At 43.3% G+C, this 13,425-nt stretch carries 12 protein-coding genes; 8 read left to right on the forward strand and 4 right to left on the reverse strand.

Annotation, left to right across the window (positions count from 1 at the left end; translation table 11 throughout):
* Window positions 1-196 precede the first annotated feature (196 nt).
* The gene (locus DQG23_RS31185; protein ID WP_113034946.1) at window positions 197-1,111 is read left to right on the forward strand and encodes an AraC family transcriptional regulator; all 915 of its coding nucleotides are present in this window, start codon (window positions 197-199) and stop codon (window positions 1,109-1,111) included.
* 262 nt (window positions 1,112-1,373) lie between these two features.
* Window positions 1,374-2,222, forward strand: coding sequence for an AraC family transcriptional regulator (locus DQG23_RS31190; protein ID WP_113034947.1), 849 nt, complete (start codon window positions 1,374-1,376; stop codon window positions 2,220-2,222).
* Between the two features lie 127 nt (window positions 2,223-2,349).
* Here the strand turns inward: DQG23_RS31190 and DQG23_RS42345 are convergent, their stop codons facing one another.
* Together DQG23_RS42345 and DQG23_RS31195 are read right to left on the reverse strand one after the other, a co-directional pair.
* Window positions 2,350-2,523, reverse strand: a complete 174-nt coding sequence (locus DQG23_RS42345) for a hypothetical protein (RefSeq protein ID WP_158560787.1) — start codon at window positions 2,521-2,523, stop codon at window positions 2,350-2,352.
* A 27-nt stretch (window positions 2,524-2,550) separates the two neighbouring features.
* Window positions 2,551-4,107: an ABC-F family ATP-binding cassette domain-containing protein gene (locus DQG23_RS31195; protein ID WP_113034948.1), complete on the reverse strand. Its 1,557-nt coding sequence runs from the start codon at window positions 4,105-4,107 to the stop codon at window positions 2,551-2,553.
* A 1,127-nt stretch (window positions 4,108-5,234) separates the two neighbouring features.
* Here DQG23_RS31195 and DQG23_RS31205 point away from each other — a divergent pair.
* From DQG23_RS31205 to DQG23_RS31220, 3 genes are all read left to right on the forward strand, one after another.
* Window positions 5,235-5,954 (forward strand): SDR family NAD(P)-dependent oxidoreductase, encoded by a 720-nt coding sequence (locus DQG23_RS31205; protein ID WP_113034950.1) that lies wholly within the window; start codon window positions 5,235-5,237, stop codon window positions 5,952-5,954.
* Window positions 5,955-6,223: 269 nt separating this feature from the next.
* Window positions 6,224-6,859: a class I SAM-dependent methyltransferase gene (locus tag DQG23_RS31215; RefSeq protein ID WP_113034951.1), complete on the forward strand. Its 636-nt coding sequence runs from the start codon at window positions 6,224-6,226 to the stop codon at window positions 6,857-6,859.
* Window positions 6,860-7,023: 164 nt separating this feature from the next.
* Window positions 7,024-7,830 carry a class I SAM-dependent methyltransferase gene (locus DQG23_RS31220; protein ID WP_113034952.1) on the forward strand — a complete coding sequence of 269 codons (807 nt, stop codon included), beginning with the start codon at window positions 7,024-7,026 and terminating at the stop codon, window positions 7,828-7,830.
* A 317-nt stretch (window positions 7,831-8,147) separates the two neighbouring features.
* Here the strand turns inward: DQG23_RS31220 and DQG23_RS31225 are convergent, their stop codons facing one another.
* Entirely contained in the window at window positions 8,148-11,282 is a 3,135-nt protein-coding gene (locus DQG23_RS31225; protein ID WP_158560788.1) for an ATP-binding protein, read from the reverse strand.
* Window positions 11,283-11,784: 502 nt separating this feature from the next.
* Between DQG23_RS31225 and DQG23_RS31230 the strand changes: the two genes are divergently transcribed.
* Both DQG23_RS31230 and DQG23_RS31235 read left to right on the forward strand, forming a co-directional pair.
* Window positions 11,785-12,267 (forward strand): DUF2975 domain-containing protein, encoded by a 483-nt coding sequence (locus DQG23_RS31230; protein WP_113034954.1) that lies wholly within the window; start codon window positions 11,785-11,787, stop codon window positions 12,265-12,267.
* A 10-nt stretch (window positions 12,268-12,277) separates the two neighbouring features.
* Window positions 12,278-12,502, forward strand: coding sequence for a helix-turn-helix domain-containing protein (locus DQG23_RS31235; RefSeq protein WP_113034955.1), 225 nt, complete (start codon window positions 12,278-12,280; stop codon window positions 12,500-12,502).
* A gap of 81 nt (window positions 12,503-12,583) precedes the next feature.
* On the opposite strand, the gene DQG23_RS41930 is transcribed toward DQG23_RS31235, so the two are convergent.
* The gene (locus DQG23_RS41930; RefSeq protein WP_146762416.1) at window positions 12,584-12,856 is read right to left on the reverse strand and encodes an aminoglycoside phosphotransferase/kinase family protein; all 273 of its coding nucleotides are present in this window, start codon (window positions 12,854-12,856) and stop codon (window positions 12,584-12,586) included.
* A 131-nt stretch (window positions 12,857-12,987) separates the two neighbouring features.
* Here DQG23_RS41930 and DQG23_RS31240 point away from each other — a divergent pair, with 131 nt between their 5' ends.
* Entirely contained in the window at window positions 12,988-13,362 is a 375-nt protein-coding gene (locus DQG23_RS31240; RefSeq protein WP_113034956.1) for a hypothetical protein, read from the forward strand.
* Window positions 13,363-13,425: the final 63 nt, after the last annotated feature.

The following is a 13,425-nucleotide window of genomic DNA, read 5'->3' on the forward strand; positions in this document are numbered from 1 at the left end:
TCGACTTATTCCTATCCATTACATCCATACCAAGCTCACTTAATCGCTGCCTTCATCTCCTTATTATGCACCGGATGACAAAGCGAAGGTTATCCCATTCGTACCAAATGTTTGCCTAATCCTCTCACTACCACTTATGAAACAGTTAAATATGGACTATACTCGAGCTAAAGAAGGAATGAACAGGGAGGATTAAATGTCTGAAATAATTACAAAACAGCAGAATGAGCTGGCCAAAATTATTGAGCGTTACTCAGAAAAGGACGGTGTTCACCCAACCTCTATTCCGTCCTTATTTTTTATGCGCGACTCCAATGCGTCCGTACCAAACCATGGTGTTTACAAACCTTCCTTCTGTATTGTGGTTCAAGGCGCGAAAGAGGTATGGTTGGGACAAGAACGGTTTAGGTATAGTCCTGCCGATTACCTTGTTGCATCCGTTCACCTGCCGGTTACCGCCCAAGTAACTGAAGCCACCCCTGACGTTCCATATCTTGGTTTCAAACTTGAATTTACGGCGAAACAAATCCTAGAGGTTCTGCGTGATTCAGAAATTCGTGTAGGACCGAGAGAATATGCAAAGCGAGGAATGTTTGTCAGCCGGATGGAGATGCCTTTGTTGGATGCAGTCATCCGGTTAGCTCGTTTGCTGGACGAACCGAAGGATATCCCGATCCTTGCCCCGTTGTTTACGAAGGAAATTCTGTATAGGATTCTGCAAGGACAGCATGGGGCTACGCTTGAACAAATTGCAATAGAGGGTAGCTCCGCCCGTCAAATCAAAGACGTGATCGACCATATCACGAATAATTATGCTCTTTCATTTCGGATTGAAGAACTTGCCGAAATAGCGAATATGAGTGTTTCTTCGTTTCATCGACACTTTAAAGAAGTAACTGCCATGAGCCCGATTCAGTTCCAAAAACAACTGAGGCTTCAGGAAGCCCGCCGCCTATTATTAACGGAGTCAGAAGACGCCACTGATGCAGCATTTCGAGTAGGCTATGAAAGTCCCTCGCAATTCAGCCGTGAGTATTCTCGAATGTTCGGATTCCCGCCTAGACAGGATATAAAGCGCCTGAAAGCTATAGAAAAAACGAAAACATGCTAAATTTAGTTCGTGGTTAAACTATCGGGTCCATTAACTCGATAAAACTTAAAACGGCAGCCGGCCAAAACAATCGGTTGCCGTTTCTCAACTAACGGGCAGGAAGTTCAATAACTTCGCGAAAACTTTATGTTGACGAAATTCTGCGATGAACGCACCAATAGAGGGAGAACCACTAATTCCGATATGCTGACATTTTCGTGCAGAAAATGCACGGTATTCATTTTTTATCTGCGATAAAATTTAACTTGAAGGGAGGGTAACGATGGATTGGTTGGACAGGATGAATAGCGCCATGGAATATATTGAAACAAACCTAGCGGACAATATCTCATATGATGAAATAGCGCAGAGAGCCTGTTGCTCTACTTATCATTTTCAAAGAATGTTTCCGTTTATTACTGGAGTATCGTTATCTGAGTACATTCGACGTCGACGGTTGACATTGGCAGCATTTGAACTGCAGACAACAGATGCAAAGGTTATTGATGTAGCTATGAAATATGGATATGATTCGCCAGAAGCGTTTGCACGGGCGTTTAAGAATCTTCATGGGATCGTGCCAATATCTGCGCGCGATAAAGGCGTTTCTCTAAAAGCCTATCCTCGAATGTCCTTTCACATTTCAATAAAAGGAGATGTCGAAATGAATTACCGCATCGAATCAAAAGGGTCTTTTGAGATGTTTGGAGCTTATGGTCTGGTCAAATCCGACCCCCAAAAAGTATATGCTGAAGTTGCTCAATTCCGTCAACAATGTGATGTAGACGGCAGTGTTGAAGAGATGAATGGATTACTGGGACGCTTTAGTAACACCATCTTGCATGCTGCCTTATATGATCATACAGGAACATCTTTTAAATACATGGTAAGTTACTTTTTGCCAAAAGGGCTTGAAATTCCGGAGAGATTTACAAAACTTTCTATCCCGGCATTAACGTGGGCGATTTTCCCGGAACCGCAATGTGATTTAATAAAGTTATGGGGACGGATTTATTCCGAATGGTTTCCGACATCGGAATACGAACAGGTTGAAGGCCCTACCTTCGAAATGTATTATGGAATGACAGGGCATATTACCGGGGAGATTTGGATACCTGTGAAGAAAAAATAACTTGTTATTCATGCGACACGCCTGTGTTTCTCATCGGGCACCCGTCGTACTACCTAAAATTCGGATTCGAACAAGAGCGACCACACGGCTTTGAACTATAGCAATTCCGATGTACAGAACGCCGGAATCAAAGGAGAGCGCCCGCAACATTGTAGGCGCCCTTTTTCTTTTTATTTGCATCTGTCGCAACATCGCTATCATCTTCCGCATCCGCGTAATCACTGGCTTCTCCAACCCACACCAATGCGACCGAAGCATCTCCGACTTCACAATGTGAAATGATTAAGGCGCCGGCCATCACGCCGACGCCCCACCTCGTTCCCAATTCCTAAAACACCTTCGTCGTCCACGATTCGCAATTCCACGTCTCCGTCACGATGTCACGGTAAAACTCCGGTTCATGTGAGATTAGCAGAATGCTGCCCTTGTACGCCTTCAACGCACGCTTCAGCTCATCCTTTGCGTCCACGTCCAGGTGGTTCGTCGGCTCGTCAAGCACGAGCAGATTCGTTTCGCGGTTGATCAGCTTGCAAAGCCGCACCTTCGCTTTCTCGCCGCCGCTCAGCACCGCGACCTTGCTCTCAATGTGCTTCGTCGTCAGCCCGCATTTCGCGAGTGCCGCGCGCACCTCAAACTGATTGAACGAAGGAAACTCCGTCCAAACTTCCTCGATACACGTATTGTAGTTCCCTTCCTTCACTTCCTGCTCGAAATAACCGATGTGCAAATACTCGCCGCGCTGGACGGAGCCGGACAACGCCGGGATCTCGCCGAGGATGCTGCGCAGCAGCGTCGTTTTCCCGATGCCGTTCGCGCCGACGAGTGCCAGCTTCTGCCCGCGCTCCATACGCAGGTTCAGCGGCCGCGACAGCGGGCTGTCGTAACCGATCACGAGCTCTGAGGTTTCAAAAATCAGTTTGCCCGACGCCCGGGCTTCCTTGAAGTTGAACTGCGGCTTCGGCTTATCCTTCGCCAGCTCGATCACTTCCATCTTGTCGAGCTTCTTCTGACGTGACATCGCCATATTCCGCGTGGCCACACTCGCCTTATTGCGCGCCACGAAGTCCTTAAGGTCGGCGATTTCCTGCTGCTGGCGTTTAAAGGCGGACTCCAGCTGCTGCTTTTTCATCTCATAGACCTGCTGGAAATGATCGTAGTCGCCGACGTAGCGGGCGAGCTCCTGATTTTCCATGTGGTAGATGAGGTTGATGACGCTGTTCAGGAACGGAATATCGTGAGAGATCAGAATAAACGCATTTTCGTATTCCTGCAGGTAACGCTTCAGCCAGTCAATATGCTGCTCGTCGAGGTAGTTGGTCGGCTCATCCAGCAGCAAAATGTCCGGCTTCTCGAGCAGCAGCTTGGCAAGCAGCACCTTCGTCCGCTGTCCGCCACTCAGGTCGTTAACGTCCTTATCCAGGCCGATGTCGGTCAAGCCTAAACCGCGTGCGGTTTCTTCGATTTTGGCGTCGATCATATAGAAATCCTGATTCGTCAGCGTATCCTGAATCGTGCCGACGTCCTCGAGCAACTGCTCCAGCTCCTCAGGCGACACCTCGCCCATCTTGGCGTACATGTCGTTCATCTCCTGCTCCATATCGAACAGGTACTGAAACGCGACCTTCAGCACGTCGCGGATCGTCATCCCCTTATTCAGCACGGCATGCTGATCAAGGTAGCCGACGCGCATCCGCTTGGACCATTCGATCTTGCCATCATCCGGCTGCAGCTTGCCCGTAATAATATTCATGAAGGTGGACTTGCCTTCGCCGTTCGCGCCGATCAGCCCGATATGCTCCCCCTTGAGAAGCCGAAAGGACACATCGTTAAAAATCGCCCTGTCACCAAATCCGTGACTTAACCGTTCTACATTTAATATGCTCATCAATGACACCTTTTCTTTCTGGTCTATTTATCAGCTTCTATTATAAATGCGAACGGAGCCGGAACTCAATCCGCCGAAGTCCTCCAGACTTTGGATTTTTGCCGATACGCTTATGGAAAAAGGTGAGTCGACCATGGCTAGGCCAACGGTATTTAACATTATCAGAGGGCGCGGCTTCCGCCCCCAATTTTTTTGCGCATCGCGCAGGTATGCCGGAGCGGTTTCGAGTGGGCGGCATGGTGATCTGCGACGAGGAGCAGGCCCGTCGGATCGAGCGGCAGTGGGCGTCCCGACGTTTGCGATTTGGACGGTATGCTCGCGGCGCAAGCCTCCGATTTAATCGTGCTCTCCGTGAGCAAGGACGCGGCCCCCGGCTATATCGAAACGTCGCTAAACTACGACGGGTACGATAGTGCAAATATCAGGGAGCAGATCGCCGCGGCAGATGCTCCCTGTTCCCTTTGAAGTAACGGCAGATTTGTTTAATTAAGTTAGCGAGGTGCTGAACATGGCTCTATTCAATATACCATTAAGCGATGCTCACGGAGAAGTGGCTAGACCAATTGTGTCGACTCCCTTAGGAACGATTGTTTTTGACATAATAAAATAATATTTATTGTTTTAGTGTTGGCAACTATATTATCGTTAATCAAATTTCTAAACCGCTATCCGCTTACGCTCCCAGGCGAACCGCAAAGTGGATATCAACGGGATGAGCTGGAACGGGAACAACGGCGTGGCAAAGCAAGCCGTTAATAGGGATTCTCCGCCTGTAGCGGCAGTCATCAATAATAATACTTGTCGGATGACAAGAATATAGTCCGATTAAATCCCGCGTAAATCGCGGGTTTTCATTTTATTCGGCACACATTCTTTCAAAAACGAATGACAAGAATGTGTGCCGATTTGTGACAAGAATATAGTCCTATTGCCCATAAATTTGATGTAAATGTAGGTTGTATAATTTTAGGATGATCGCTAAACGAACGGGCAGAATAACGCAAAGATTCTAAGATCCCCCCAATATTGGTAGCATGAAACCTGTCTTTTTAATTAACTAAACATATTTATTAACAAAGTAGAAATGTATAATATAATAAACGAAAAAAACTGCAAGGGAGGAAATTATGAAAAACTTTATTATCTTCGGAGCTAGTAAAGGATTGGGTGATGCATTCGTCAAAGGATTGCCGGATACGGGGGATAACGTATGGATGGTTTCCAGAAGTCTCCCGGAGAGTTTGAAACTTAACGATGGCGTCCATAGATATTGGATAGACGCTGACCTATCGTTATCTGATGCAAGCAATAGGATTGCGAAAACATTAAATGGCGTTACTGTAGACGTTTTAATATATAATGTTGGGATCTGGGAGAGCAAAGGATTTAGGGATGACTATGATTTTGAGAAAGATGACCCGGACGAAATTGCAAAAATTATTAATGTAAATGTAACATCCACAATTACTTGTATCCAAAAGCTGTTGCCAAATCTAAAAAAATCAGATAACGCAAAAATCTTCTTAATCGGATCTACTGCGGGTCTTGAAAATAATGATTTTACACAAATTTCATTTGCAGCTTCAAAATTCGGATTACGTGGTATTTGCAATTCATTACGGGAACATGTAAAGAAGTATGGAATAGGTGTAACATGTATAAATCCTGGTGAAATTGCAACCCAAATTCCTTATGAAGACGGGATAGAGAAAGTTTTATCGGCTTATAATGGTACACAGATTCCCCTCCATGATATCGTTTCAGTGGTTAAATGCGTCGTGAACCTTTCCAAGGCGTCTTGTGTGAAAGAAATAAATATACCAGCGATGCTTGATACGAATGCATGATTACGAGGGACGGGTACGTTAGTACAAAGCTATTTTAAACAAAGCCACACGATTACAGCTAGAAACAGATGATGATAATGCCCCAGCTCGTACTTTGTACAAGCAACTCGGATTTAAGTTAATACAAGGTAAGGGCGTATACATGTCATTTTTATAGCGGATTTGGTTTGAACTTACGGGAACGATAGCACAATCGTTGCACGACGTCAGTCGGACAGATGATCGGCTGCCTTGGATCCATTTATACACTCTAAAGTGAGGAACTGATTATGACGAAGCGTTTGGAAGTTGAGCGGTGGAACGAGGTGTTTTCCGATCTGAAGCTCGGCAAACCGCAAGGGGATTTTTGGCTGGAAAAATATGAGCCAAGGCTGGCATCGGCTCAAGATGGACCGGTCATTGATCTTGGCTGCGGTTCTGGCTGCGACTCTTTGTTTTTAACGGAAAGAGGTTATCGGGTCATCGCCTGCGACTTCTCCTCAAAGGCGTTGGAGATTATTCACAAATATATTCCGGGCGCAGAAACAATGCTTTTCAATATGACGGGCGGATTGCCATTTCCGGATAGCAGCGCGAGGGCGATTGTCGCGGACTTGTCACTGCATTATTTTCACTGGGACGATACTGTTGCTATCGTTAGCGAAATCGCGAGAGTTGTTGGCGCTGGAGGTTTGCTGCTAGCCCGCTTGAATTCCACACGCGATGTTCATTACGGTGCCGGGCAGGGCATCGAATTGGAACACCATTACTATGAGCATGAGGGGCGTCGCAAACGTTTCTTTGACAAATCAGACTTGGAGCGGTTATTTGACGGATGGGCGATTGACGTGTTAACGGAAACGGATATGCACCGCTACGGGAAGCCGAAAATTTGCTGGGAGTTAGCGGCAAGTGTTCGCTGGTAGCAGTTTCGGGAGTGGCTATATAAATACTTGACGGCAGCCGGACAGAACGATCGGCTGCCGTTTTCTCAACTAATGGGCAGGATAATTTAACCAATTCACGAATGTTTAATGTAGTAAGGTGACGTTAGGGCTCATATTTTTTTATTTGGGGGGATGGTGCCTGCATGGACAAAAATTCTGTTTCTAGAACAAACATAATAGGCGGTAGTGAGGTTGTCGCCATCGCGGTCGACATGGATAAGAGTGTTATTCATGAAACAAACAGCTTATTTTGGGATACAAAGGGAAATGATGTTATAGGAGCAACCTCACTTCCTCTTTACGGAGCATTTGTCTCAGAAGAAAATTGCCAACTTTTTGGCGATGTCACAGGAAAAAAGATGCTGGAAATAGGATGTGGAAGCGGTCATTCTTTGCAATATTTGGGGGAACGCAAAGCATCTGAATTATGGGGTATGGATATATCAGAAAACCAAATCGAAAAGACAAAGCAACATTTGACGAAGTGCGGTCTTTCAGCAAAATTAATCTGTTCTCCCATGGAAGAAGAATGTGGCATACCAGAGGATTATTTTGACTTTGTTTATTCGGTTTATGCAATAGGCTGGACAACCGACCTGGAGGGTACTTTTCGCAGGATTGCTTCATACCTAAAAAAAGGTGGCGCATTTATTTTCAGTTGGTCCCACCCTATACACAAATGTGTTGTTGAAGATAATAATACTTTTGTTTTTAAAAAATGTTATTTCGATGAATCCTGGTATTCGTCATCTCTTGAAGAAAGTACGCTAGCATTATCTGACCGTACACTATCAACCTATGTGAATGCGTTGGCAAAGGCGGGCTTTTTAATTGAACAAATGATTGAGCAATCTGATGATGAAATTATCCAATCACGGGGGAACAGCAAATTTGCAAAAAAAGCAAAGATGCTTCCTGTAACTTTTGTAATCAAAGCAAGAAAACTATAATATCCGTATCTTAATCGAGATTAGAAAATTTTTAATAAATCGCGTAGGCCCGTTGAGCTAGCGGGTACGAAAGCTCAATAGGTGATTCAGCAGGCTGCCGGCGATCGGGTTGAGTGAGTGAATAAAGGAGTTGGAGACGAATGAAGGACGTAATTTAATTTTACGTCCTTCATTTCGTTGTGGAATCGATTAGGGCTTCACGTGGAATTAGTAAATTGTGATGGGAAAACGGCCCCTGTTCGTACCTTATATGTAAAGGGGAGCTTTGCATGAACATCTTGGTTGATTAGGTGTTTTCACTTATGTATGAGTGAAAATTAGAACAATTGCCTATTGTCTTTGATCTCGAGCATATGAATGATGATCGTTGTCCCTTTGCCCACTTCACTGTTCATTTGAAAACGAGTTCCTTTAATAAGCGAAAGCTTTCTAAATGGATTTGTAAAGCCCAATCGCTCATTTCGACCACGCAATAGCTCTTGCTGCTTATCTAGAGGAATCCCCACACCATTGTCCTCGATTGTGATTTGGATATGCTGTTGCTCCCGCTCGATAGTAAGACGCAGCGTTCCACCATTTTTACTTTTGGAGATCCCATGACAAACAGCATTTTCTACTAGCGGTTGTAGTGTCATTGCTGGGATATAGGTTTGAATCGTTTCGTCGATATTGTATTCGATATGAAGCCTTTCTTCGAAGCGCATTTGTTCTATCGATAAGTACGCCTTCACTAATTGTATTTCTTCCTCCAAAGGGATGAGTGAGCGCTGCTTCTGGTAATCCAGCTTTCCTCGAAAATAGGTAGAAAGATGTTCTAATGCAGTTTGGGTTTTTTGCTGGTCAGTCCAACTTAGCATAATAATCGAATTGAGTGTATTGTATAAAAAATGCGGTGTAATCTGAGTGTAGAAGTAGCTGAGTTCATGCTCCAGAGCATCCTGTGCTGATTTTTTCATCAATAATAAGGACTCGATTCGCATCTCTAATTCCTTCAAATTAACAGGCTTTTGCAAGTAATCGTTGGCACCTAATTGAAAGGATACAACTAAGTCAGACAATTGTCCTGCGGCTGTTAATATGATGATAGGCAAGTCTACTAAGTCCTGATCCTGTCTGATCGTTTTGCAGACCTCATATCCTGTCATATGGGGCATCATTAAATCTAAAATTATTAGATCCACTTTTTCCGTTTCAATGATGTCGAGTGCTTCCTGCCCGCTGCCTACTGCAATTACGCTATATTGAAGCGAATGAAGCCTATTAATAAGCACCTTCAAATTGGCAGGCTCGTCATCTACAACTAATATCGTATACGGTTTCGATCCTTTCACTTTTGTAGGCAGGATAACCTGCGGCTGCTTCATCTCCCGATTTTTCATTTGGGCAGACGTAACTTGTTCGTTCATTTCGTGATTGTTTATTTCGTTATGCTCGAATAGCTGCTGATTAGTAGCCAGTGGGATCGTGAAGGTGAAGCATGAGCCTTTACCTATATCTGAAGTTACCCAAATACGTCCGCCTGCACTCTCCACAATTTTCTTGGTAATGCTTAATCCCAAACCAAGTCCTTCCGATTCTCTGCTCCGGCTGCTTTCAACTTGATAAAAGGTTGTAAATATGAGGTCATGGTACTCTACAGCAATACCTGGACCTGTATCCTCAACCGATATGTGCATCTGTTCCTCTATGATTTGAGCGGAGATCGTGATTGTTCCCTGCTTAGTGAATTTTATCGCATTGTAGATCAGATTGAAGAAAACTTGCTTTAGCTTTTGCTCATCGGTGTAGACAAGCGGCGAGTTTTCTGGGATCGTATTGATCAATTGAACAGACGGAGCGGGCGGCATGACATAGGCAATCTCAGCGAGCACTTCCTCAATCATTCGAATTTCGATCGGTCTGGATGTAAATGAAACCTCACCTTGCTTTATTTTGGAAATAAATAAAAGCTCCTTAACCAAGCCTGCCAATCTTCTACTAACCGAGTGTATCAGAATAACACTTTCTTGTTGTTTTCTTTTTAAAGGCCCTTCTTCACCCTCCAGCAGCGATTGAGAAAGATTCATAATGCCGTGGAGCGGAGTGCCGAGCTCGTGTGATGTTTTGACTAGAAATTCATCCTTCATTCGGTCGAATTCAAGCAATTCATTAGACAGTTCCTCCACTTTATTATATGCCTGCTGTGAACGGTGACTCATTAGTAGCGCCAAGCTCATCACCATAATTAAAAACAAAAGAAGTGACGGGATTTCGATATCCACATCAAATAGCAGGACAATTGCAAGTAGAATACCATAAACAGCAAAAGCAAAAACGATGATCAGCACATAGTCGGACTCATCCGTTTTTTGTTTATAGGCTTTTAGCAGCATAATAAAAATATACACATAACCAATAGCCGTAGTCCCTGAAACAATGAGTTGAATGAGTGGAAATGGAACCTTTACCATTAGATCAATGGTCATGTTTAACACACACACCGCCAAGGCTTGAAATCCTAAGATTGCACTTAATGCAGTGACGATCCTTTTGCTGGCAGACATGTTGAAGAAATGATAAACAAATAATAGGAAAAACAATACGAACAATGTAAGTGAAATGGCTTGTATTCCTAGTTGTGAGGATGGGCTGAGCTCCGGAAATAGTAAGTAGATCCATCTTTCATTTATCGTAGATATATGTACAGCTTGCGCTAAACTAAATAGACTGAAGTACAGCTCATACCGGAATTTCCGTTTGTGTTGTAAGTATGTCGTAAAGTATATAAATGAAAAGAGAAAATAGCCGGCAATGAGAAAGGCTTCAATGAATTTTTCACGGCCTTGTTTTGCTAATATTTGATCGGCTGGACCGAAATAGAGCGAATTGACAATACCGCCAACGGCATAGTCATAATTAGCAACTAGTAAAACAAGCTCTATTTGTTTATTTTTACTATTTTCCAGTACGACATACTTTTTGTAATCGAAGCGATATTCTTCGGTGCTTTTTGAAGGAATACCTGCTGAGCCAAGCTCCTCCCCGTTTACATACACTTTGTTGGCATTTCGAATCGTATTCAGTTTTACACCGTAACGGTCATCCTTCGGAACATGAATAAGCAAGCGATACGTGCCTGTTCCATAAGGAGTAGCGTTCTCAGTTCTATACCGATCCCACGCTGCAGGTACTGGAATGGATTGGCGGTTATTCTTATAACGTTCAAAGACATCCTCATCCGGGCTTGGCACAATTAATTCATTTGGATAGAAGTCCCATTCTCCATCAAGCGCAATAGTTTTTTTATCCTGCCAATCCCAGTGCTGCAATGAAAGAACACCATTTTTCGCCACGAATGTATTGGAGTCGAATACACGAAATGAGTGAAGGACAAAGTACGTTGTCAATAGAGTGACAGCGATCATAATTAGAGTGAGCGTCTTTCTATTTTTCACATAGCCAATTCCTTTCACTATGAGAGCTTCACCCATTATGGTACTTACTTGTGACCATTCAAACAGGCGGCAGCGCATCTTGTTCTAGTATATTTTACTAGCATCATCGCGTTCAGACCTTTATATAGAGGTGATGATGGGGGGAACTGCGGTTTGTCAAATATTTAAATAGTTTACCATAAATATATTAGAAGTGTTACCGAGGAATCAGTCGCTTCTTCTGCGAGACAAGAAACTCGACCCCCTTTAAAATATATAAAATTAAGACTCACAGTCCGTTGCTGTGGGTCTCTTTTTTTGGGTTATTAAAGTAACGGGCAGTTTTGTTGAACAAATTGTAAATGTAACATTGTAAAGTAAGAGCATTCCTTTGTATTGAGAAATGCTTTTATTTTTTGCTTAAAATAAGAAGGATATTCCATTAACAATAACGATATAATAAAAAACGATACTAATTTATTGTTAAACAATAAATTACGTGTTAAAGTCATTTTATAATTAAATTAGCGAGGTGCTCTTTATGAAACGGGGAACAACACTTTTTTTGAAGATGGCTAATATTTTTATTGGAATCCCAGTTCTTGCATTGTGCATATTTGTGGTGCCTAAAATCGGGGATTTTGCTGGAGAATTGTATCCAGATATCGCTTATATGAAATCTCTCGTTATAATCGATATGTACGCGGCAGCGATACCTTTTTACTTTGCTCTGTATCAAGCTTTTAAAATTTTAAGCTATATTGATAAGAACCAAGCCTTCTCGGAATTATCCGTAAAGGCTTTAAAGAATATAAAGTACTGTGCCGTCACAATCAGTACCTTGTACCTGCTAGGTATGCCACTCTATTATCTCATGGCGAAGAAAATTGACCCTCCAAGTTTCATGCCAATGGGATTGGTCATTATTTTCGCCTCTATGGTGATCGCCGTTTTTGCTGCCGTTCTCCAAAGACTTTTACAAGAAGTTATTAATATAAAATCAGAAAATGATTTAACGATCTGAGGTGAATATCATGGCGATTATCATCAATATTGATGTGATGTTGGCAAAAAGGAAAATGAGCGTAACAGAACTTTCGGAGAGGGTTGGAATTACTATGGCGAATCTTTCCATTCTGAAAAATGGGAAAGCAAAAGCGGTTCGTTTTTCAACATTAGAAGCGATATGTAAGACTTTGGATTGTCAGCCGGGTGATATTCTGGAGTACAAAAGCGACGAAGTGACATCCTTTTCATAACATTCGCAGCCAATTTTCACTCCGTTGGCAATTGTAATTCCCGCCATTTTCCTGATTGAGTGGAGTTGATTTTCGCACTGGCTATAGCCGGTGCGTCTCCATCCATTCGCGTAAAAACCGCAGCTTGCGGTCGAAATAACGATCGTCCTGCCAGGCGCCCCAGATGGGGCTATTTCCCGTATGAAGACCGATCAGCCAAATTTGCCGGATGGCCACGAATGTCGGGATCATGTTCAGATCGATTTCCGGTAGAGGCCGCTCCTGCAAATAAGCGGCGAGAAATGCGTCCCAGCGCTCGTCGGAGAAGCCGTCTTCCGCCCTCCCGGAGGAAGCTCGGTCTGAACTAATTAACACAAAATGGAGGAATTGTTTTGGTAGAGACAATACTTAAAAGTGTTTCGTATCTTCAAGTTCCAGTTAAAAATCTTGAAGAAACGACCCGACAATAAAATATATAATTTTTATCAATGATAAGGGGAACCCAAATGACTGTAGTTGGTATTTTAGGTTCAATGTATGGAATAGAGGGATATAACTGCGACTTAGAACTTTACGCAAATCTAATTACAGAATTTAAGCCAGATGTTATCTGTGGGGAAGTGCATCCCGATACATGGAATACTTATTTATCTGACAAATCCAAACGAGGATTTTGGGGAGAGGCAGAAGGAATCTATTATGACTGGGTATTCCCTTATTGTGAACAAAATAATGTTGTATTTTCACCTGTTGATTGGTTTGAGTTAGATGTTTGGAATGATTTTGACCCATTTGTTAAATTCGAAGGTACACATAAAGAAAAACTTCAAAGCCAACTATTACAATGGTTTGAGAGACAAAAAGGAGTTTGGAATGTATGATCTGGACCCTTTGTCAAGGACACTTGAAAAAAGCCTAGCATCTAGGCGGTTAACAAAAGATGG

Source organism: Paenibacillus contaminans (assembly GCF_003285015.1).
GTDB classification, from domain to species: domain Bacteria; phylum Bacillota; class Bacilli; order Paenibacillales; family NBRC-103111; genus Paenibacillus_V; species Paenibacillus_V contaminans.

What these genes read in the sequence shown, in the direction of transcription:
- DQG23_RS31240 (WP_113034956.1), top strand. Translation starts at nt 12,988, where the DNA reads ATGACTGTAGTTGGTATTTTAGGTTCAATGTATGGAATAGAGGGATAT.
- DQG23_RS31190 (WP_113034947.1), top strand. Translation starts at nt 1,374, where the DNA reads ATGGATTGGTTGGACAGGATGAATAGCGCCATGGAATATATTGAAACA.
- DQG23_RS31220 (WP_113034952.1), top strand. Translation starts at nt 7,024, where the DNA reads ATGGACAAAAATTCTGTTTCTAGAACAAACATAATAGGCGGTAGTGAG.
- DQG23_RS31195 (WP_113034948.1), bottom strand. Translation starts at nt 4,107, where the DNA reads ATGAGCATATTAAATGTAGAACGGTTAAGTCACGGATTTGGTGACAGG.
- DQG23_RS31215 (WP_113034951.1), top strand. Translation starts at nt 6,224, where the DNA reads ATGACGAAGCGTTTGGAAGTTGAGCGGTGGAACGAGGTGTTTTCCGAT.
- DQG23_RS31230 (WP_113034954.1), top strand. Translation starts at nt 11,785, where the DNA reads ATGAAACGGGGAACAACACTTTTTTTGAAGATGGCTAATATTTTTATT.
- DQG23_RS31235 (WP_113034955.1), top strand. Translation starts at nt 12,278, where the DNA reads ATGGCGATTATCATCAATATTGATGTGATGTTGGCAAAAAGGAAAATG.
- DQG23_RS31185 (WP_113034946.1), top strand. Translation starts at nt 197, where the DNA reads ATGTCTGAAATAATTACAAAACAGCAGAATGAGCTGGCCAAAATTATT.
- DQG23_RS31205 (WP_113034950.1), top strand. Translation starts at nt 5,235, where the DNA reads ATGAAAAACTTTATTATCTTCGGAGCTAGTAAAGGATTGGGTGATGCA.